This window comes from Streptomyces sp. PKA51, from assembly GCF_057552455.1.
The window spans coordinates 37,555-55,229 of record NZ_BAAJPZ010000008.1 but is presented as its reverse complement, the minus strand read 5'-3'; the positions used below and the strand labels follow the sequence as shown (position 1 = coordinate 55,229).

Below are 17,675 nucleotides of genomic sequence, written 5' to 3'. Positions count from 1 at the left end.
TCGGATCATGCGCGATCACGATTGGATCTTGACAGCCTCCCTGATGTAGAACTCGTCGTCGATCGCAAATGATCAAGAAAAGCTCTTCATACGAGGGAAGTTCCTCATGCTCCGCACGCGTTCCGCCCGGCGCGCCATCGGTACCGTTGCACTCGTCGTCGCCCTCGGCGGCGGCCTGACCGCCTGCGGGCCCGAGGAGGAGGACAAGGCGGAGGGCACGTCGTCGAGCGCCACCTCCTCCGGTCAGCAGGCGCAGAACCCCAAGGACGACCACGGCCGCGGGGGCCACGGCGGACAGACCGGCGAGGGCGACTGCGGCAAGCCGCCCACGCTGCCGGCCGGCACCAAGATGATCCAGGTCGGCCTGCACCGCGACGCCGGTGTCATCGAGGCCATGGACGCCAAGCCGAAGTGCACGCCCAACGACTGGATCTACCACGGCGAGGGCGACTCCAAGGGCTACAAGATCCCCGCCGACGTCAAGGGCGAACTGGCCCTCAGCGCCGGCCCCGGCCAGTACAAGGCGGTCAGCCGCGAGGAGCTCTCCAAGCACATCGACGGCTGCCTGCGCAACGACTACAACGTTGTCAAGCAGCCCTACGCCTGCTACGGCAACATCTACGAGATCACGCTCAACGACAAGGGCGACACCGTCCTGTCGATGCGCGAGCGCTGGTCCGTCTGACGGACGCCACGGGGACCTTTCCGGAACATTGCGTACCGTTGACGCACTGCCGATGCATTGCTGACGCACTGCACGTGAGACAACGGGAGGTCCCCTTGGCCGCCATAGCCGCCGACGCCGTAGCCCGCCTCGCCGACGAACGGCTGGACCACCGCTTCAAGGGTCTGCCGCCCGACGCCGACGGCACCACGGCCGGCGAGCTCGCCGCCGAACGGCGCTCGCTGTTCACCGGGGGCTTCACCACCCCCGTCCTCACCCTCTCCGCCGAGGCCCTCGACCACAACCTCGCCGTCATGGAGCGCTACGCCGGCGAACACGACCTCGCCTTCGCCCCGCACGGCAAGACGACCATGGCCCCGCAGCTCTTCGCCCGCCAGCTCGAACGCGGCGCCTGGGGCATCACCGCGGCCACCCCCGCCCAGGCACGCGTCTACCGCGCCTTCGGCGTGAGCCGCATCTTCCTCGCCAACGAGGTCGTCGACCCCGCCGCCCTGCGCTGGCTCGCCGGCGAGCTCGCCGCCGACCCCGGCTTCCGGCTCGTCACCTACGTCGACTCCCTGCGCGGCGTCGAACTCATGGACGCCGCCCTGACCGCGGCCGGCACCACGCGCCCCCTCGACGTCGTCCTCGAACTCGGCTCCGACGGCGCCCGCACCGGCCTGCGCACCGAGGCCGAATGCGAGGCCGTCGCCGCGGCGGTCGCCGCCACCGGCACCCTGCGCCTGGTCGGCGTCGCCGGCTACGAGGCGGAGATCCCCGACGCGGACGGCGCCACCGTACGGGCCTGGCTGCACCGCCTCACGGGCCTCGCCGTCGCCCTCGACAAGGCGGGCCGCTTCGCCGGCCTCGACGAGATCGTCGTCAGCGCGGGCGGCAGCTCGTGGTTCGACGCGGTCGCCGAGGTCTTCGCGGAGCTGCCGCAGCTGTCGGCACCGGTGCTCAAGCTGCTGCGCTCCGGTGCGTACGTCACGCACGACGACGGGCAGTACCGGACGAAGACCCCCTTCAACCGCCTCCCCGAACCGGCGGGCGGCGCCCTGCGCCCGGCCCTCCACGTCTGGACCCAGGTCGTCTCCCGCCCCGAACCGGGCCGCGCCTACCTCAACGCGGGCAAGCGCGACGTCTCCTACGACCTCGGCCTGCCGGAACCCCAGCTCGTCCGCTCGGCCCGCGACGGGTCCCTGCGGACGGCGGAGGGCCTGACGGTCCTGCGCCTCGCGGACCAGCACGCGTTCGTGGAGGTGGCGCCGGACGCCACGCCCCTGGAGGTCGGCGACTGGGTGGCCCTGGGCATCTCGCACCCGTGCACGGTGTTCGAGAAGTGGCCGATGATTCCGGTGGTGGAGGAAGACGGCACGGTGACGTCGCTGGTGCGCACGTTCTTCTGACGGCCCACCGGCCTGCACGCTTCGGGGTCCGGGGGCGAAGCCCCCGGAAAAGGGGAACAACCCCTCCCGTGGACACCGTCATACGCAACGCCCTCGTCGTCGACGGCACCGGCCGCACCGCCCCCTACCCCGCCGACGTCGGCATCAGCCGGGGCCGGATCGCCGAGGTCCGTCGCCCCGGCACCGGCCCCCGCCCCTCCGCCCGCCGCATCGTCGACGCCACCGGCCTCGCCCTGGCCCCGGGCTTCATCGACATGCACGCCCACAGCGACCTGGCCCTCCTCGCCGACCCCGGCCACGTGGCGAAGGTCGCCCAGGGCGTGACCCTGGAGGTCCTCGGCCAGGACGGCCTGTCGTACGCCCCGGTCGACGAGGCCGTCGCGGACGGCATCCGCACCCGGATCGCCGGCTGGAACGGCGACGGCACGCACGCCGGCTGGCCCAGCGTCGGCGCCTACCTGGCCCGCCTGGACCGCGGCATCGCCGTCGACGCCGCCTATCTCCTGCCGCACGGCACCCTGCGGGCTCTCGTCGTGGGCTGGGAGGACCGTCCCGCCTCGCCCGCCGAACTGGCCCGGATGAAGCATCTGGTCGCCCGCGGCATGGCGCAGGGCGCGATGGGCCTGTCGGCCGGGCTGACGTACGTGCCGGGCATGTACGCCGACGACGCGGAGCTCGTCGAGTTGTGCCGCGTCGTGGCGGCGTACGGCGGCTACTACTGCCCGCACCACCGGTCGTACGGTGCCGGCGCGCTCACCGCGTACGCGCGGACGCTGGCCGTCGCCCGGGAGGCCGGGTGTCCGCTCCACCTGGCGCACGCGGTGATGAACTTCCCCGTCAACGCCGGCCGCGCCCCCGAGCTCCTCGCCCTGATCGACTCGGCCCTCGCGGACGGCGTGGACGTCTCGCTCGACACCTATCCGTACACGCCCGGCTGCACGACGCTCGCCTCCCTCCTCCCCGGCTGGGCGGGTGCCGGCGGCCCGGAGGCGGTGGTGGCGCGGTTGCGCGACGAGGGGACGGCGGCCCGGATCCGCTACGCCCTGGAGGTGTCGGGGTCGGACGGCTGCCACGGGCTGCCCGTGGACTGGGGGACGGTCGAGATCTCGGGTGTGACGGACGCCCGCCACGCGCGGTACGCGGGCAGGACGGTCGCCGGTGCGGCCCGGGCGACCGGGCAGGAGCCGTGGGCCTTCGTCCGGCGGCTGCTGATCGACGACCGCCTGGGGCCGACGATCCTGCATCACGTGGGCGACGAGGGGAACGTCCGTACGATCATGCGGCACCGCGTGCACACCGGCGGCAGCGACGGCATCCTGCACGGCGTGAAGCCGCACCCGCGCGCCTATGGCACCTTTCCGCACTACCTCGGCCACTACGTCCGTGAGCTGGGCGTCCTCTCGCTGCAGGAGTGCGTGGCGCATCTCACGTCCCGTCCGGCGGCCCGGCTGGGGCTGGCGGACCGGGGTGTCGTACGGGAGGGACACCGCGCGGATCTCGTTCTCTTCGATCCGGGGACCGTGGCCGCCGGTGCCACTTTCGAAGCCCCGCGGACGCTTCCGACCGGCATTCCTTATGTCCTGATTGCGGGACGCTTTGTGATGGAAGACGGCCGCCGGACGAACGTCCTCGCGGGCCGTGCGGTGCGGCATCCCCGGACCCGGAGCTGACGCCTCCGCGGGTGAGGTGCGTGGGGCGAAAGTCGCAGGAGAAAGCGCGGGCGACCCGGGCGGCGGGCCCGTATGGTGGCCGTCATGCAGGTGATCCAGTCAAGCAAGCTCGCCAACGTCTGCTACGAAATCCGTGGCCCGGTGCTCGAGGAGGCCATGCGGCTGGAAGCAGCAGGTCACCGCATCCTCAAGCTGAACACCGGCAACCCGGCGATCTTCGGCTTCGAGTGCCCGCCGGAGATCCTCGAGGACATGCTGCGCAACGTCGGCAGCGCCCACGGGTACGGCGACGCCAAGGGTCTGCTCGCCGCGCGGCGCGCGGTCGTGCAGCACTACGAGACCAAGGGCATCGAGCTGACCGTCGAGGACGTCTACCTCGGCAACGGCGTCTCCGAGCTGATCCAGATGTCGATGCAGGCACTGCTGGACGACGGCGACGAGGTGCTGGTCCCGGCCCCGGACTACCCGCTGTGGACGGCATCGGTGTCGCTGGCCGGCGGCAAGGCCGTGCACTACCGCTGCGACGAGCAGGCGGACTGGATGCCGGACCTGGCCGACATCGAGAGCAAGGTGACCGACCGCACCAAGGCGCTGGTCATCATCAACCCCAACAACCCCACGGGCGCGGTCTACGACGACGAGATGCTGCGCGGGCTGACGGAGATCGCCCGCCGCCACAACCTCATCGTCTGCTCCGACGAGATCTACGACAAGATCCTCTACGACGGCGTCACGCACACGCCGACCGCCGCCCTCGCCCCCGACCTGCTGACGCTGACCTTCAACGGCCTGTCCAAGGCGTACCGGGTCGCCGGCTACCGCAGCGGCTGGTTGGCGGTCTGCGGCCCGAAGGCCCACGCCGACAGCTACATCGAGGGTCTGACGATCCTGGCGAACATGCGGCTGTGCGCCAACATGCCCGCTCAGTACGCGGTGGCCACGGCCCTCGGCGGCCGGCAGACGATCAACGACCTGGTGCTGCCGGGCGGCCGGCTGCTGGAGCAGCGCGACGTCGCGCACGAGCTGCTGACGCAGATCCCGGGTGTGACGTGCGTGAAGCCGAAGGGTGCGCTGTACGCCTTCCCGCGGCTGGACCCCAAGGTCTACAAGATCAAGGACGACCGGCAGATGGTGCTGGACCTGCTGCGGGCCGAGAAGATCATGGTCGTGCACGGGACGGGCTTCAACTGGCCGGAGCCGGACCACTTCCGCCTGGTCACCCTGCCGAACGCCAAGGATCTGGCGGACGCGGTGACCCGGATCGGGAACTTCCTCGACGGCTACGGACAATGACGCGGACGCCAGTTTAGACGCTGTCTAAGTTAGGATGGCTTTCAGAAGTAGTTCAGGAGGCCATCCATGTACGAGCCGACCCGCACCAGGCACGCGGTCCGCGCGCACGGGCCCCACCGCAGCCGCGCGGAAGAACTGGACAATCGCCTGGCCGGCCACTTCACCGCCCTGCTCACGGTGACCGACGAGCTGCGCGCCCTGGAGCCGTCACCGGCGCTGGACGAGGCGGCGGCCCGGCTGGCCGCGGAGATCGAGCGGCTGAGCGACCACCGCCCCCTGCGGGCCGAGCCGACGGCGGGCCTGGCCACGCGGTCGGCACTGCACCAGCGCGCCCACATGCTGGCGGGCCAGGCCCTGGTCGTCGCCACCCAGCGCGCGGACGCCCGCGCCACGACCCTGGCGGCCGACCGCCTGCACGCCCACGCGGACGCCCTGGGCGTCCAGGAGATGCGCCACTCCTAGGGGCAACGAGGGGGCATACGCGCGCCCGCCCCGGCCGCTGCCGGAGCGGGCGGGGCGGGCGGGGCGGGCGGGGCGGGCGGGATCAGCCCAGGCGCTGCACGAGGGCGCGGTACTCGTCCCACAGCTCCTTCGGCGTGTGGTCGCCGAAGGTCTCCAGGTGCTGGGGCACCAGCGCCGCCTCCTCGCGCCAGACCTCGCGGTCGACGGTGAGCAGCAGGTCGAGGTCGGCGTCGGCGATGTCGAGACCGTCGGTGTCGAGGGCCTCCTTCGTCGGCAGGATGCCGATGGGCGTCTCGACGCCGTCCGCCTTGCCGTCGAGGCGCTCGACGATCCACTTCAGCACGCGGCTGTTCTCGCCGAAGCCGGGCCACACGAAGCGGCCGTCGGCGTCCTTGCGGAACCAGTTGACGTAGTAGATCTTGGGCAGCTTCGCCTCGTCGCGGCCCTGGCCCGTGCGGACCCAGTGGCCCATGTAGTCACCCATGTTGTAGCCGCAGAACGGCAGCATGGCGAAGGGGTCGCGGCGCAGCTCGCCGACCTTGCCCTCGGCGGCGGCGGTCTTCTCGGAGGCGACGTTGGCGCCGAGGAAGACGCCGTGCTGCCAGTCGAAGGACTCGGTCACCAGCGGAACGGCGCTGGCCCGGCGGCCGCCGAAGAGGATCGCGGAGATCGGGACGCCCTTGGGGTCCTCCCACTCGGGGGCGATGATCGGGCACTGCGAGGCGGGGACGGTGAAGCGGGCGTTGGGGTGGGCGGCCGGGGTGCCGGAGGCCGGCGTCCAGTCGTTGCCCTTCCAGTCGGTCAGGTGGGCGGGGGTCTCCTCGGTCATCCCCTCCCACCACACGTCGCCGTCGTCGGTGAGGGCGACGTTGGTGAAGACGGCGTTGCCCCACAGCGTCTTCATGGCGTTGGCGTTGGTGTGCTCGCCGGTGCCGGGGGCGACGCCGAAGAAGCCGGCCTCGGGGTTGATGGCGTAGAGGCGGCCGTCCTCGCCGAAGCGCATCCAGGCGATGTCGTCGCCGATGGTCTCCACCGTCCAGCCGGAGACGGTGGGCTCCAGCATGGCGAGGTTGGTCTTGCCGCACGCGGACGGGAAGGCGGCGGCGACGTACTTGGCCTCGCCGGTGGGCGGCGTGAGCTTGAGGATGAGCATGTGCTCGGCGAGCCAGCCCTCGTCGCGGGCCATGACGGAGGCGATGCGCAGCGCGTAGCACTTCTTGCCGAGCAGGGCGTTGCCGCCGTAGCCGGAGCCGTAGGACCAGATCTCGCGGTCCTCGGGGAAGTGCGAGATGTACTTGGTGGAGTTGCACGGCCAGGGCACGTCCGCCTCGCCCTCGGCGAGCGGTGCGCCGAGGGTGTGGACGGCCTTGACGAAGAAGCCGTCGTCGCCGAGCTCGTCGAGGACGGGCTGCCCCATGCGGGTCATGGTGCGCATCGAGACGGCGACGTAGGCGGAGTCGGTGATCTCGACGCCGATGGCGGAGAGCGGCGAGCCGAGCGGGCCCATGCAGAAGGGGACGACGTACATGGTGCGGCCGCGCATGGAGCCGCGGAAGATGCCCTGCTCACCCGCGAAGATCTCCCGCATCTCGGCGGGGGCCTTCCAGTGGTTGGTGGGGCCCGCGTCCTCCTCCTTCTCGGAGCAGATGAAGGTGCGGTCCTCGACGCGCGCCACGTCCGTGGGGTCGGAGGCGGCGTAGTAGGAGTTGGGGCGCTTGACCGGGTCGAGCTTGCGGAAGGTGCCCTTGGCGACGAGCTCCTCGCACAGCCGCTCGTACTCCGCCTCGGATCCGTCGCACCACACGATGCGGTCGGGCTGGGTGAGAGCGGCGATCTCGTCGACCCAGGCGATGAGCTCCTGGTGGTTGGTGGGTGTGGTGGGAGCCGCACTGCTGCGCGCCACGATCACTCCGTTCCGCCGGAACCCGCTGCCCGGCGTCAGATGTTGAGGGTGGTCGCGGGCCCTCGTCGTCAGCCAGGGACGTCCGGGTCCGCCTTTGCACTTGTGTTGCCCCTTGGGGGCTGCGACCCAGACGCTCTCGTGTTCGCTCATCCGGTGCCGCCCGCACTCATTTGATCATCCGACCTCTCATCCGATCTGTCCAGGGGGCGCCCGGGTGACCATCGCCACCCGGTACTGATCCGTAACCTACGGTGGCGTAGGTAGCATGACCGCCATGACTTCCGCGCCCGACGCAGCGCTGCCCGCGCACTCCGCTTCCGCCGGGGCGGCCACCGCCGCACCGATCACCGCACCGATCACCGCCCCCGCCGCCGACGACAGCGCCTCCGCGCCGGTCAAACCCCGGCTGCGCGGCTGGCTGCACGCGGGCATGTTCCCCGCGGTGCTGGTCTCCGGCGTCTTCCTCACCGCGCTCGCCGACAGCACCCGCGGCCGGATCGCCTGCGCGGTCTACGTGCTGAGTGCCTGTCTGCTCTTCGGCATCAGCGCGCTGTACCACCGCGGCAACTGGAGCCCGCGGGCGACGGCCGTGCTGCGCCGCCTCGACCACGCGAACATCTTCCTGATCATCGCCGGCACCTACACCCCGCTGACCATGCTGCTGATCCCCGGCAGCCGGGGGCAGCTGCTGCTGTGGGCCGTGTGGGCCGCCGCCCTCGCCGGCATAGCCTTCCGTGTCTTCTGGGTCGGCGCGCCCCGCTGGCTGTACACCCCCTGCTACATCGCGATGGGCTGGGCCGCCGTCTTCCTCCTCCCGGACTTCCTGCGCAAGGGCGGCATCGCCGTGCTCGTCCTGGTGATCGTCGGCGGCCTGCTCTACTCCGCGGGCGGCGTCATCTACGGGATCAAGCGCCCCAACCCGTCACCGCGGTGGTTCGGTTTCCACGAGGTCTTCCACTCGCTGACGCTGGCCGCGTTCATCACGCACTACGTCGGCATCTCCCTGGTGGCCTATTCGCACGCGTGACGGCAGGCGGGAAGCCCTCCCGCGCAGTGGCCGCGGCCTGGAGGCCGCGGCCACGCGCCATGCCAGGCCGCCGACACCAGCCACCACCACGACGAGCACGGCCGCCTCGCCGCCGAGCACGAAGCCCGCGACGCACAGCACGGCCACCACCAAAGCACCCAAGAACACGACGAACCCCCTCCGGTCGAACCGACCGTTCACCTGCCCCGTACTCAGGGTCACATGCACCACTGACAATCAGGGTCCCGTCAATGCGGCGGCCCGGCGAGAATGCCTGCATGGCCTCTGCACAGACCTCCCCCGCTGTGCCGCGCGGCACCACCGTGCCCCGGCTCGGCCTGCGCGAGCGCAAGAAGATCCGGACCCGGCAGGCGATCCGCCGGGCCGCCTACCGGCTCTTCGCCGAGCACGGGTACGACGCCACGCCCGTGGACCGGATCGCCGAGGCCGCGGACGTCTCCCCCAGCACCGTCTTCCGCTACTTCCCCACCAAGGAAGACATCGTGCTCACCGACGAGTACGACGAGATGCTGGCCGCCGCCGTACGGGCACGGCCGGCCGGCGAGCCGCCCCTGGAGTCCGTGCACCGGGCCGTGCTGGACGTCCTGGGCCACATCGTGGAACACGACCCCGCCGAACTGCGCCGGCGCACCGCCCTCGTGCACGAGGTGCCGGCGCTGCGCGGCCGGACGGCCGAGTGCCTGGCGGAGTCGAGCCGCGCGCTGTGCACCGTCCTCGCCGAGCGCACCGGGCGCCCCGCCGACGACCTGGAGCTGCGCGTGGTGGTCGCGGCCGTGCTGGGGGCGCTGCAGGAGACGATGATGCACTGGATCGAGCGGGGCCGTGAGGGCACCGACGCGGACCTGCTCCCGCTGGCCGACCGCGCGTTGCGCCTCCTGGCGGCCGGCCTGCGGCTGTGAGCCGGGGCGGCGGGTCCGTCGTGGCTTGTTGCGCCCACGCGGCGGCAGCCGCACATCGACAACGCCCCGCGCCCCTGAGGGGGCGCCCCCTCAGGGGCGCGGGGAACTGCGCGACAAGCCACGGCGGACCCGCACCCGCGCACACGGCTACGCGCGGCTCAGCAGGCCCTCCAGGACCTTCGGGTCCGCCGTCGGCGCGTCGCAGGTGAAGTTGCGGCACACGTACGCCGCCGGGCGACCGTCGAGCAGGGGGCGGCCGGCCAGCAGCGGTACCTCGTCGGCGTCCGGCGCACCGGCGGCCACGACCAGGCCGGGTGCGGTCGACAGCAGAGCCGTGCGGTGCAGTTCACGGGTGGCCGGGTCGTCCGGGGGACCGACGACGGCCACCTCGCGCGGCCCGTCGAGGAGCGCCTCGGCGACCGCCAGGCCCCAGCTGATGAAGCGCGGGGCGCGGCCGGCGAGGGTGCGCACGACGCCGAGGGCCTTCTCCGCCGCCTCGCGGTGTGCCGCGGTGCCGGTGACGGCGGCGTACGTCAGCAGGGCGCCGGCGGCCGCGGTCCAGCCGGAGGGTGCCGCGTTGTCGGTGGGGTCCTGGGGCCGGCGGATGAGGGTCTCGGCGTCGTCGGCGGTGTCGTGGAAGGTGCCGTCGGCGGCGGTGAAGTGGGTGAGCACGGTGTCGAGGAGCAGCCCGGCGAACTCCGTCCACACGCCCTCGCCGGTCACGGCCGCCAGGGCGAGGAAGCCTTCGGCGACGTCGGCGTAGTCCTCCAGGACGCCCGCGTTCCGGCCGGCGGTGCCGGCGAGGGAGGTGCGGGCGAGCCGCCCGTTCCAGTCCATGTGGACGCGCACCAGCAGGTCGGCGGCGTCGGTGGCGGCCTCGACGAGGTCCGGGCGGTCGAAGTAGGCGCCGGTCTCGGCGAGTGCCGCGATGGTCAGGCCGTTCCAGGCCGCCACGATCTTGTCGTCGCGCCCGGGCCGGGGCCGCCGGTCGCGGGCGGCCAGCAGCCGCTGCCGTACGGAGGCGAGCCGTCCGGCGTCGAGGAGCTGCTCGGTGTCGGGCAGGCGCAGCACGGAGGCGCCCTCCTCGAAGGTGCCCTCCTCGGTGACGCCGAAGTGCTCGGCCGCGAGCGCCGCGTCCTGTTCGCCGAGGGCCTCGCTCAGCTGCTGCGGGGTCCACACGTAGTACGCGCCCTCGCGGTGGTGCCCCGAGCCGTCGTCGCTGTCGGCGTCGAGTGCGGAGGCGAAGCCGCCCTCGTCGGTGCGCAGCTCGCGCACCAGGAAGTCGGCCGTCTCCAGGGCGACCCGCCGCGCGAGCTCCGAGCCGGTGGCCCGCCACAGGTGGGCGTACGCCCGGCACAGCAGGGCGTTGTCGTAGAGCATCTTCTCGAAGTGCGGGACGGTCCAGGTGGCGTCGACGGAGTAGCGGGAGAAGCCGCCGCCGAGCTGGTCGTAGATGCCACCACGGGCCATGGCCTCGCAGGTGGCGGCGGCCATCTCCAGGGCGCCCGGGGACCCGGTGCGCGCGTGGTGGCGCAGCAGGAACTCCAGCGTCATGGAGGGCGGGAACTTGGGGGCGCCGCCGAAGCCGCCGTGGGACGCGTCGAAGTCGCGGGTGAGGCCCATGAGGGCGGCGTGCAGGTCGTCGGGGCCGGGCGGACGGGTGGTGTCCACGGCGAGGGAGCGCTCGGAGAGGTCGCGCACGATCCGCTGCGCGACCTCGCCCACTTCCTCGCGCCGGTCCTGCCAGGCGGCCCGGACGCCTTCGAGGACCTGCCGGAAGGAGGGCATGCCGTGGCGCGGGGCGGGCGGGAAGTAGGTGCCGAAGTAGAAGGGCTCGCCGTCGGGCGTCATGAAGACCGACATCGGCCAGCCGCCCTGCCCGGTGGCGGCCTGGACCGCCTCCATGTACACGGCGTCGATGTCGGGCCGCTCCTCCCGGTCGACCTTCACCGAGACGAAGTGCTCGTTCATGAAGGCGGCGGTGGCCTCGTCCTCGAAGCTCTCGTGGGCGAGGACGTGGCACCAGTGGCACGAGCTGTACCCGACGCTGAGGAAGACGGGCACGTCGCGCCGGCGCGCCTCGGCGAACGCGTCGGGCGACCAGGGCCACCAGTCGACGGGGTTGTCCGCGTGCTGGAGGAGGTAGGGGGAGGTCTCGTGCGCGAGGCGGTTGGGCATGGGCCCATCCTTGCGCACGCCGACGCCGCCCGTCGGCCGCCGCCTCGCCGTACGGCCGATGCGTCGGCCGTACGGGCGGCGGCCCGGCGGGCGGCGCCCGGCGCCCCGTAGGGGCGCGGGGCTGTGCCGATCTGCGGCTGCCGCCGCGTGGGCGCGACACGGCGCCCCGTCTGCGGGCGCGTCGTGGCTTGTCGCGCAGTTCCCCGCGCCCCTTACGGGGCACCGTGGTGCACCCCGACGAAGATCCGCCGGACCAGGCGCTAGGCCGCGGTCTTGCCGGTCTCGCCGGAGGCGGTGGGCTCCGGCGCCTCCTCGAAGTCCACGCGCTTCATGTGCTTGTTCATGCTCTTCATCAGCAGCCAGACGGCTCCGCCGATGACGGCGAAGACGATGAAGCCGAGCACACCCGGGGTGACCTTGTCCTGGTCGAGGTCCTGGGCGGCGAGCGGCAGCGTGGCGGCGAGGGAGGCGGTCGCGCTCATCATGGTGTCAATTGTTGCGGATGCCCGCGAAGAGGTCGTCCTCGGGGAGGGAAGTGTCCACGAGGGACTTCGCGAGCTCGTACTCCTCGGTGGGCCAGACCTCGCGCTGGAGGTCCAGCGGCACCCGGAACCAGCCGCCGTCGGGGTCGATCTGGGTGGCGTGGGCGATCAGGGCCTTGTCGCGGATCTCGAAGAAGTCGCCGCAGGGCACGAAGGTGGTCAGCGTGCGGTCGCGGCCCATGGTGTGCCAGCGCTCCAGCCACTCGCCGTAGGGCGACTCCATGCCGCGCTCGATCAGCGCGTCGTGCAGGGCCTGGGTGCGCTGCCGGTTGAAGCCCTGGTTGTAGTAGAGCTTCTGCGGCTGCCAGGGCTCGCCGGCCTCGGGGTAGCGCTCGGGGTCGCCCGCGGCCTCGAACGCCACCATCGAGATCTTGTGGGTCATGATGTGGTCGGGGTGCGGGTAGCCGCCGTTCTCGTCGTACGTGGTGATCACGTGCGGGCGGAACCGGCGGATCATCTTCACCAGGCGGCCGGCGGCCTCCTCGACGTCCTGGAGGGCGAAGCAGCCCTCCGGCAGCGGGGGCAGCGGGTCGCCCTCGGGCAGGCCGGAGTCGACGAAGCCCAGCCACTCCTGCTTCACGCCCAGGATGTCGCGGGCCTCGGCCATCTCCTTGGCCCGCACCTCGTGGATGTTCGCCTCGATGTAGGGGTCGCCCTGGAGCTTGGGGTTGAGGATGGAGCCGCGCTCCCCACCCGTGCAGGTGACGACCAGCACGTCCACCCCCTCGGACACGTACTTGGCCATCGTGGCCGCGCCCTTGCTCGACTCGTCGTCGGGGTGGGCGTGAACGGCCATCATTCGCAGCTGCTCAGTCAAGGCTCGATCCTCAGTCACTGGTTCATGGCCCCTCCCATGGACATGCGGGGCGCCTCCTATAGTGACCGAAGCGGGCACCGTTTCATTCCGCGTTCATCAACCGGCGCCCAGGAGGGAACGATCATGGCAGCGGAGCACGACGCGCCGCCCGCCGGGCGCTACGGCCGGTCGGCGGACGAGCGGGCCGACCGCAAGCTGAGGATCGCCGCCTGGGTGCTGGGCGCCGCGCTGGTCGGTTTCGTCGGCTGGGCCGGTGTGCATTACGTCACGAAGTCGGACGTCACGGGCCAGCTGCTGCGTTCGCAGACGATTTCGGACACCTCGGTCCAGGTCGTGGTGGAGGTCCGCAAGGACGCGGACGCGGTGGGCGTGTGCACCCTGTACTCCCTGGGCGCGGACGGCAGGGAGGTCGGCCGCAAGGACGTGACCTTCGACCGCCGTGCGGAGAACTACACCGAGCGGGTCACGTTCCGCACCACGGAGCACGCGGCGGCCACGCAGCTGGAGGGCTGCCGCACCGCCTCCGGCCGCACCCGGTGACACCGGCCCGGCGCGTACTCCGGGTCACGGCCGCTGACCTGCATTGACGCGATTCTTGCGGCGTTCGCCCCGCTTACTCCTTCCCCCTTTCCGGACGTAATTGTTAGGCTCGTGGTTTCGCCCCGCTTTGAAGGTGCACCCTTCTGAGTAGGGCGTTCATTTGTATCGACATGTACACCCGGCATTCCCCCAGTACCGACGAGGAGCACCTGTGACCCAGACCAGCGACAACGTCACCTGGCTGACTCAGGAGGCGTACGACCAGCTCAAGGCCGAGCTGGAGTACCTGTCTGGTCCCGCTCGCACCGAGATCGCCGCAAAGATCGCGGCGGCCCGCGAGGAAGGTGACCTGCGAGAGAACGGCGGTTACCACGCGGCCAAGGAGGAGCAGGGCAAGCAGGAGCTCCGCGTGCGCCAGCTGACGCAGCTGCTCGAGTCCGCCAAGGTCGGCGAGGCCCCTGCGGCCGACGGTGTGGTCGCCCCCGGCATGGTCGTCACGATCGCCTTCGACGGCGACCCGGACGACACCCTGCAGTTCCTGCTGGCCTCCCGTGAGTACGCCAGCTCGGACATCGAGACCTACTCGCCCCAGTCCCCCCTGGGCACGGGCGTGAACGGCAAGAAGATCGGCGAGGACGCCGTGTACGAGCTGCCGAACGGCAAGAAGGCCGCCGTGCGCATCCTCGACGCCAAGCCGTACCAGGGCTGAGCCACCGCGCAGCACTGCGCGCCGGGCCCCGGTCGCTCCCTCGGGAGCGGCCGGGGCCTTTGGCATGTCTCATGCCGTCTTCGCCGAGGCCGTCCCTCACCCCGTCGCCGAGCGGTACTTGCGCACCGCCAGCGTCCGGAAGACCACGACGATCAGCACCGACCACAGCAGCGACGCCCACACCGGGTGCTGCATGGGCCACGCATCGGGCGCGCGGTAGCCCGGCGGCAGGTTGCCGAACAGCTCCCGCGCCGCCTGCACGGTGGCGCTGAAGGGGTTCCACTCGGCGATGGTCCGCAGCACGGTGGGCATGTTGTCCGCCGGGACGAAGGCGTTGGAGATGAAGGTCAGCGGGAAGAGCCAGATCAGGCCGCCGGAGGTGGCCGCCTCCGGGGTGCGCACGGACAGGCCGATCAGCGCGCCGATCCAGGAGAAGGCGTAGCCGAGCAGGAGCAGCAGCCCGAAGCCGGCCAGCGCCCGCAGGATGCCTTCGTGGATGCGCCAGCCGACGATCAGCGCGACGATCGCCAGGACGACGAGGGTCAGCGCGGTCTGCACCAGGTCGGCCAGGGTGCGGCCGGTCAGGACGGCGCCGCGGGCCATGGGCAGGGAGCGGAAGCGGTCGATGAGGCCCTTGTGCATGTCGTCGGCGATGCCCGCGCCGGCGCCGGCGGTGGCGAAGGTGACGGTCTGGGCGAAGATGCCCGCCATCAGGTACTCGCGGTAGGTGCCCGGATCCGTGCTGCCGCCGACCGCGATCGAGCCGCCGAAGACGTAGCTGAACAGCACGACGAACATGATCGGTTGGACGAGGCCGAAGACCACGACCTCGGGGATCCGCAGCATGCGGATGAGGTTGCGGCGGGCGACGACCAGGGAGTCGCGCACGGATCCGAGGGGGCCGCCGCGGCCCACGGGGGCCGGCCGGCGGGCGAGGGCGGTGCCGGTGGTGCTCATCGTGCCGCCTCCTGGCGCGGTGCGGGGGCCTCCGCGATCTCCTCCGCCGCGTGCCCGGTGAGCGAGATGAACACGTCGTCCAGGGTCGGGCGGCGCAGGCCGATGTCGTCGATCTCGATGGCGCGGGCGTCCAGTTCGCGGATGATCTCGGCGAGCAGCCGGGCGCCGCCGGAGACCGGGACGGTGATCCTGCGGGTGTGCCGGTCGACGGTGGGCTCGCCCTCGCCGAAGGCGCGGACGACGCCGAGCGCGGGCTCCAGGTGGCCGGGCTCGTGCACCACCAGCTCCACGCGTTCGCCGCCGGTGCGGGCCTTGAGCTGGTCGGAGGTGCCGCGGGCGATGACCCTGCCGTGGTCGATCACGCAGATGTCGTGGGCGAGGTGGTCGGCCTCCTCCAGGTACTGCGTGGTCAGCAGCAGGGTGGTGCCGCCGGCGACGAGTTCCTGGACGACCTCCCACAGCTGCTGGCGGTTGCGCGGGTCCAGGCCGGTGGTGGGCTCGTCCATGAACATCACCGGCGGGCTGACGACGAGGGCGGCGGCCAGGTCCAGGCGGCGGCGCATGCCGCCGGAGTAGGTGCGGGCGGGGCGGTCGGCGGCGTCGGTGAGGTGGAAGCGCTCCAGGAGCTCGACGGCGCGCGCCTTGGCGTCGCGGGCGCCCAGCTGGTAGAGCTGCCCGACCATCCGCAGGTTCTCACGCCCCGTCAAGTACTCGTCGACGGCGGCGAACTGGCCGGACAGCCCGATGGCGTGCCGGACCTCGTTGGGCTTCTTCAGGACGTCGATGCCGGCGACCACGGCCCGTCCGCGGTCGGGCCGGATGAGGGTGGTGAGGACGCGGACGGCGGTGGTCTTGCCGGCGCCGTTGGGGCCGAGCAGACCCAGCACGGTGCCTTCGGGAACGTCGAGGTCGACGCCGTCCAGAGCCCTGACGTCGCCGAAGGACTTGACCAGTCCTTCGGCATATATGGCACCTGACATGGGTGTTCTCCCCGTTCGGGTGACGTAATGGTTGATTTTACGTTCGACATCCCCTTTCCGCCCTCTGAATGCATCCCCCCGCATATGACGCATATACCGTGCGCGATTTCCCTGTGCACCGGTTGCCGGTTCGTTGCGCGCGGGCAGGCCCCGTACCTGGGTGAATGCGGCGTTCCGGGTGGACGAACCCGGGCTTTCCGGGCGCCTCATACATACATACCGACCGGTTTGTGGAGCACTGGTACAAGCAGCCCGCAGGCCGCGTACCCTGTCGGCATTCTCTGCGAGCAATACCCCTGCACTTTGCACCTCGTCCCCTGCCCACCGCACGAAGTGAGCCCCAGGCCATGCCCACCTCTCAGGACATGACGACCGACCTCGCCCCCGGCGTCCTCGATGCCCTCCAGCACCAGGTGGCCGTCTTCGCCCGGCGCGCGGAACAGACGCGCCTCGGCGGCGTCGGCCGGGTCCACAACTCGATGGACCGCGCCGCCTACCTCCTGCTCAACCGCCTCGACCAGGAAGGCCCCATGGGCGTCAAGGCGCTCGCCGGGGGCATGGGCATCGACTCCTCCACGGTGACCCGCCAGGTGGCCCCGCTCGTCGACACCGGCCTGGTCAAGCGCACGTCGCACCCCGAGGACGGCCGGGCCGTGGTGCTGCAGCTCTCCCCGCGCGGCAAGGCCCGCCTGGAGGAGGTGCGCACCTCGCGGCGCGAGCTGATGGGCCTGGTCACCGCCGACTGGTCGGAGGACGAGCGCGCCGTCTTCTGCTCGCTGCTCACGCGCTTCAACACCGCCCTGTCCCACATCCACTTCGGGCAGCCCGCACCGGTGCCGCCCGCCTCCTGACCGCATCGCGCCCGGGCCCTTGACCGTCCCGCGCGCCTGCCGTGTCCTGGGAGCGTGCGAGAGCGGCGGGCCGACCACGAGCGCCTGCGCGCCCGGGAGTTCGACTCGTTCGTCGGGGGCGCGGGGGGCCGGCTGCTGCACATCGCGCTGCTGCTCACCGGGGAGCCCGCGACGGCCGAACGCCTGCTGACGACCGCCCTGGCCCGTACGTACGCCGCCTGGGACCGGTTGCGCGGCGAGGACCCCTACGAGCGCGCCCGCACCGAGCTGGTCGAGACCTTCGCCCGCTCCGCCCGGCGCCACGGCAGGGTGCCCGGCGCCCTGCTCGGCCCGCTGCCCCCGCCGCAGCGGCTGGTGCTGGTGCTGCGGCTGTCCGAGGACGTCGCCGAGGAGCAGGTCGCGGCCCTGCTGGGGCTGCCCGTCGAGCGGGTACGGACACTGTGCGCGCGGGCGGTGCGCACGCTGGTCGACCGGTGAACGGCCCGGACCGCCGGGAGGCCGAGGCCCTGCGGCTGCTGCGGCAGGTGCGGCCGACGGTGCCGCCGGGGCTGGCGGCACGGGCCGCCGAGGAGGGCCGGCGCCTGCTGCGCCGGAGGCGCGCCCTGGCCGCGGCGGGCTGGGCGCTGCTGCTGGCCGCCGTGGTGGTCTTCGCACTGTGGGCGGCGGTCGCCGAGCCATGGGTGGCGCCGGAGGCGACCGACGGGCTGTACCCGTGAGAACGCCGTACCCGTAAAAAGCGCCGGTCCTCCCCCG

General features: G+C 72.0%; 18 protein-coding genes. 12 read left to right on the top strand and 6 right to left on the bottom strand.

Annotation, left to right across the window (positions count from 1 at the left end; translation table 11 throughout):
* The first annotated feature begins 106 nt into the window (after positions 1 to 106).
* The 5 genes from AC27L3_RS14690 (at position 107) to AC27L3_RS14670 (ending at position 5,498) form a co-directional block, all read left to right on the top strand.
* Positions 107 to 685 carry a hypothetical protein gene (locus AC27L3_RS14690; protein ID WP_487234462.1) on the top strand — a complete coding sequence of 193 codons (579 nt, stop codon included), beginning with the start codon at positions 107 to 109 and terminating at the stop codon, positions 683 to 685.
* Between the two features lie 95 nt (positions 686 to 780).
* Entirely contained in the window at positions 781 to 2,073 is a 1,293-nt protein-coding gene (locus AC27L3_RS14685; RefSeq protein ID WP_487234461.1) for an amino acid deaminase, read from the top strand.
* Positions 2,074 to 2,141: 68 nt separating this feature from the next.
* Positions 2,142 to 3,743, top strand: coding sequence for an N-acyl-D-amino-acid deacylase family protein (locus tag AC27L3_RS14680; RefSeq protein WP_487234460.1), 1,602 nt, complete (start codon positions 2,142 to 2,144; stop codon positions 3,741 to 3,743).
* Between the two features lie 84 nt (positions 3,744 to 3,827).
* The gene (locus AC27L3_RS14675; protein ID WP_487234459.1) at positions 3,828 to 5,036 is read left to right on the top strand and encodes a pyridoxal phosphate-dependent aminotransferase; all 1,209 of its coding nucleotides are present in this window, start codon (positions 3,828 to 3,830) and stop codon (positions 5,034 to 5,036) included.
* 66 nt (positions 5,037 to 5,102) lie between these two features.
* Positions 5,103 to 5,498: an SCO4983 family protein gene (locus AC27L3_RS14670; RefSeq protein WP_487234458.1), complete on the top strand. Its 396-nt coding sequence runs from the start codon at positions 5,103 to 5,105 to the stop codon at positions 5,496 to 5,498.
* An 82-nt stretch (positions 5,499 to 5,580) separates the two neighbouring features.
* On the opposite strand, the gene AC27L3_RS14665 is transcribed toward AC27L3_RS14670, so the two are convergent.
* Positions 5,581 to 7,401 carry a phosphoenolpyruvate carboxykinase (GTP) gene (locus AC27L3_RS14665; protein ID WP_487234457.1) on the bottom strand — a complete coding sequence of 607 codons (1,821 nt, stop codon included), beginning with the start codon at positions 7,399 to 7,401 and terminating at the stop codon, positions 5,581 to 5,583.
* 274 nt (positions 7,402 to 7,675) lie between these two features.
* Here AC27L3_RS14665 and trhA point away from each other — a divergent pair, with 274 nt between their 5' ends.
* On the top strand, positions 7,676 to 8,428 hold the full coding sequence (trhA, locus tag AC27L3_RS14660; protein ID WP_487234456.1) for a PAQR family membrane homeostasis protein TrhA: 753 nt from the start codon (positions 7,676 to 7,678) through the stop codon (positions 8,426 to 8,428).
* Positions 8,429 to 8,706: 278 nt separating this feature from the next.
* On the top strand, positions 8,707 to 9,348 hold the full coding sequence (locus AC27L3_RS14655) for a TetR/AcrR family transcriptional regulator (RefSeq protein ID WP_487234455.1): 642 nt from the start codon (positions 8,707 to 8,709) through the stop codon (positions 9,346 to 9,348).
* Between the two features lie 147 nt (positions 9,349 to 9,495).
* Here the strand turns inward: AC27L3_RS14655 and AC27L3_RS14650 are convergent, their stop codons facing one another.
* The 3 genes from AC27L3_RS14650 to mca all read right to left on the bottom strand — a co-directional run bounded on the left by AC27L3_RS14650 (position 9,496) and on the right by mca (position 12,885).
* Positions 9,496 to 11,526, bottom strand: coding sequence for a thioredoxin domain-containing protein (locus AC27L3_RS14650; protein ID WP_487234454.1), 2,031 nt, complete (start codon positions 11,524 to 11,526; stop codon positions 9,496 to 9,498).
* A 260-nt stretch (positions 11,527 to 11,786) separates the two neighbouring features.
* Positions 11,787 to 12,011 carry a hypothetical protein gene (locus AC27L3_RS14645; RefSeq protein WP_487234453.1) on the bottom strand — a complete coding sequence of 75 codons (225 nt, stop codon included), beginning with the start codon at positions 12,009 to 12,011 and terminating at the stop codon, positions 11,787 to 11,789.
* A 4-nt stretch (positions 12,012 to 12,015) separates the two neighbouring features.
* A complete protein-coding gene (mca, locus tag AC27L3_RS14640) occupies positions 12,016 to 12,885 on the bottom strand; it encodes a mycothiol conjugate amidase Mca (protein ID WP_487234452.1) in 870 nt (289 codons plus the stop codon).
* A gap of 123 nt (positions 12,886 to 13,008) precedes the next feature.
* Between mca and AC27L3_RS14635 the strand changes: the two genes are divergently transcribed.
* The gene (locus tag AC27L3_RS14635) at positions 13,009 to 13,425 is read left to right on the top strand and encodes a DUF4307 domain-containing protein (RefSeq protein ID WP_487234451.1); all 417 of its coding nucleotides are present in this window, start codon (positions 13,009 to 13,011) and stop codon (positions 13,423 to 13,425) included.
* Between the two features lie 211 nt (positions 13,426 to 13,636).
* Positions 13,637 to 14,134, top strand: coding sequence for a transcription elongation factor GreA (gene greA, locus AC27L3_RS14630; RefSeq protein WP_365966834.1), 498 nt, complete (start codon positions 13,637 to 13,639; stop codon positions 14,132 to 14,134).
* A 96-nt stretch (positions 14,135 to 14,230) separates the two neighbouring features.
* Here greA and AC27L3_RS14625 read toward each other — a convergent pair whose 3' ends face one another.
* A complete protein-coding gene (locus tag AC27L3_RS14625; RefSeq protein ID WP_487234450.1) occupies positions 14,231 to 15,091 on the bottom strand; it encodes an ABC transporter permease in 861 nt (286 codons plus the stop codon).
* Complete coding sequence (locus AC27L3_RS14620; RefSeq protein ID WP_487234449.1) at positions 15,088 to 16,071, bottom strand: ATP-binding cassette domain-containing protein; 984 nt, start codon at positions 16,069 to 16,071, stop codon at positions 15,088 to 15,090. The genes AC27L3_RS14625 and AC27L3_RS14620 overlap by 4 nt, the downstream gene beginning before the upstream one ends.
* 347 nt (positions 16,072 to 16,418) lie before the next feature.
* On the opposite strand from AC27L3_RS14620, the gene AC27L3_RS14615 reads away from it, so the two are divergent.
* The 3 genes from AC27L3_RS14615 to AC27L3_RS14605 are packed head-to-tail and all read left to right on the top strand — an operon-like array spanning position 16,419 to position 17,638.
* Positions 16,419 to 16,922 (top strand): MarR family winged helix-turn-helix transcriptional regulator, encoded by a 504-nt coding sequence (locus AC27L3_RS14615; protein ID WP_487234448.1) that lies wholly within the window; start codon positions 16,419 to 16,421, stop codon positions 16,920 to 16,922.
* Between the two features lie 54 nt (positions 16,923 to 16,976).
* Positions 16,977 to 17,399 carry a sigma factor-like helix-turn-helix DNA-binding protein gene (locus AC27L3_RS14610; protein ID WP_487234447.1) on the top strand — a complete coding sequence of 141 codons (423 nt, stop codon included), beginning with the start codon at positions 16,977 to 16,979 and terminating at the stop codon, positions 17,397 to 17,399.
* Positions 17,396 to 17,638, top strand: coding sequence for a hypothetical protein (locus tag AC27L3_RS14605; RefSeq protein ID WP_487234446.1), 243 nt, complete (start codon positions 17,396 to 17,398; stop codon positions 17,636 to 17,638). Before AC27L3_RS14610 ends, AC27L3_RS14605 begins: the two co-directional genes overlap by 4 nt.
* The last annotated feature ends 37 nt before the right edge of the window (positions 17,639 to 17,675 follow it).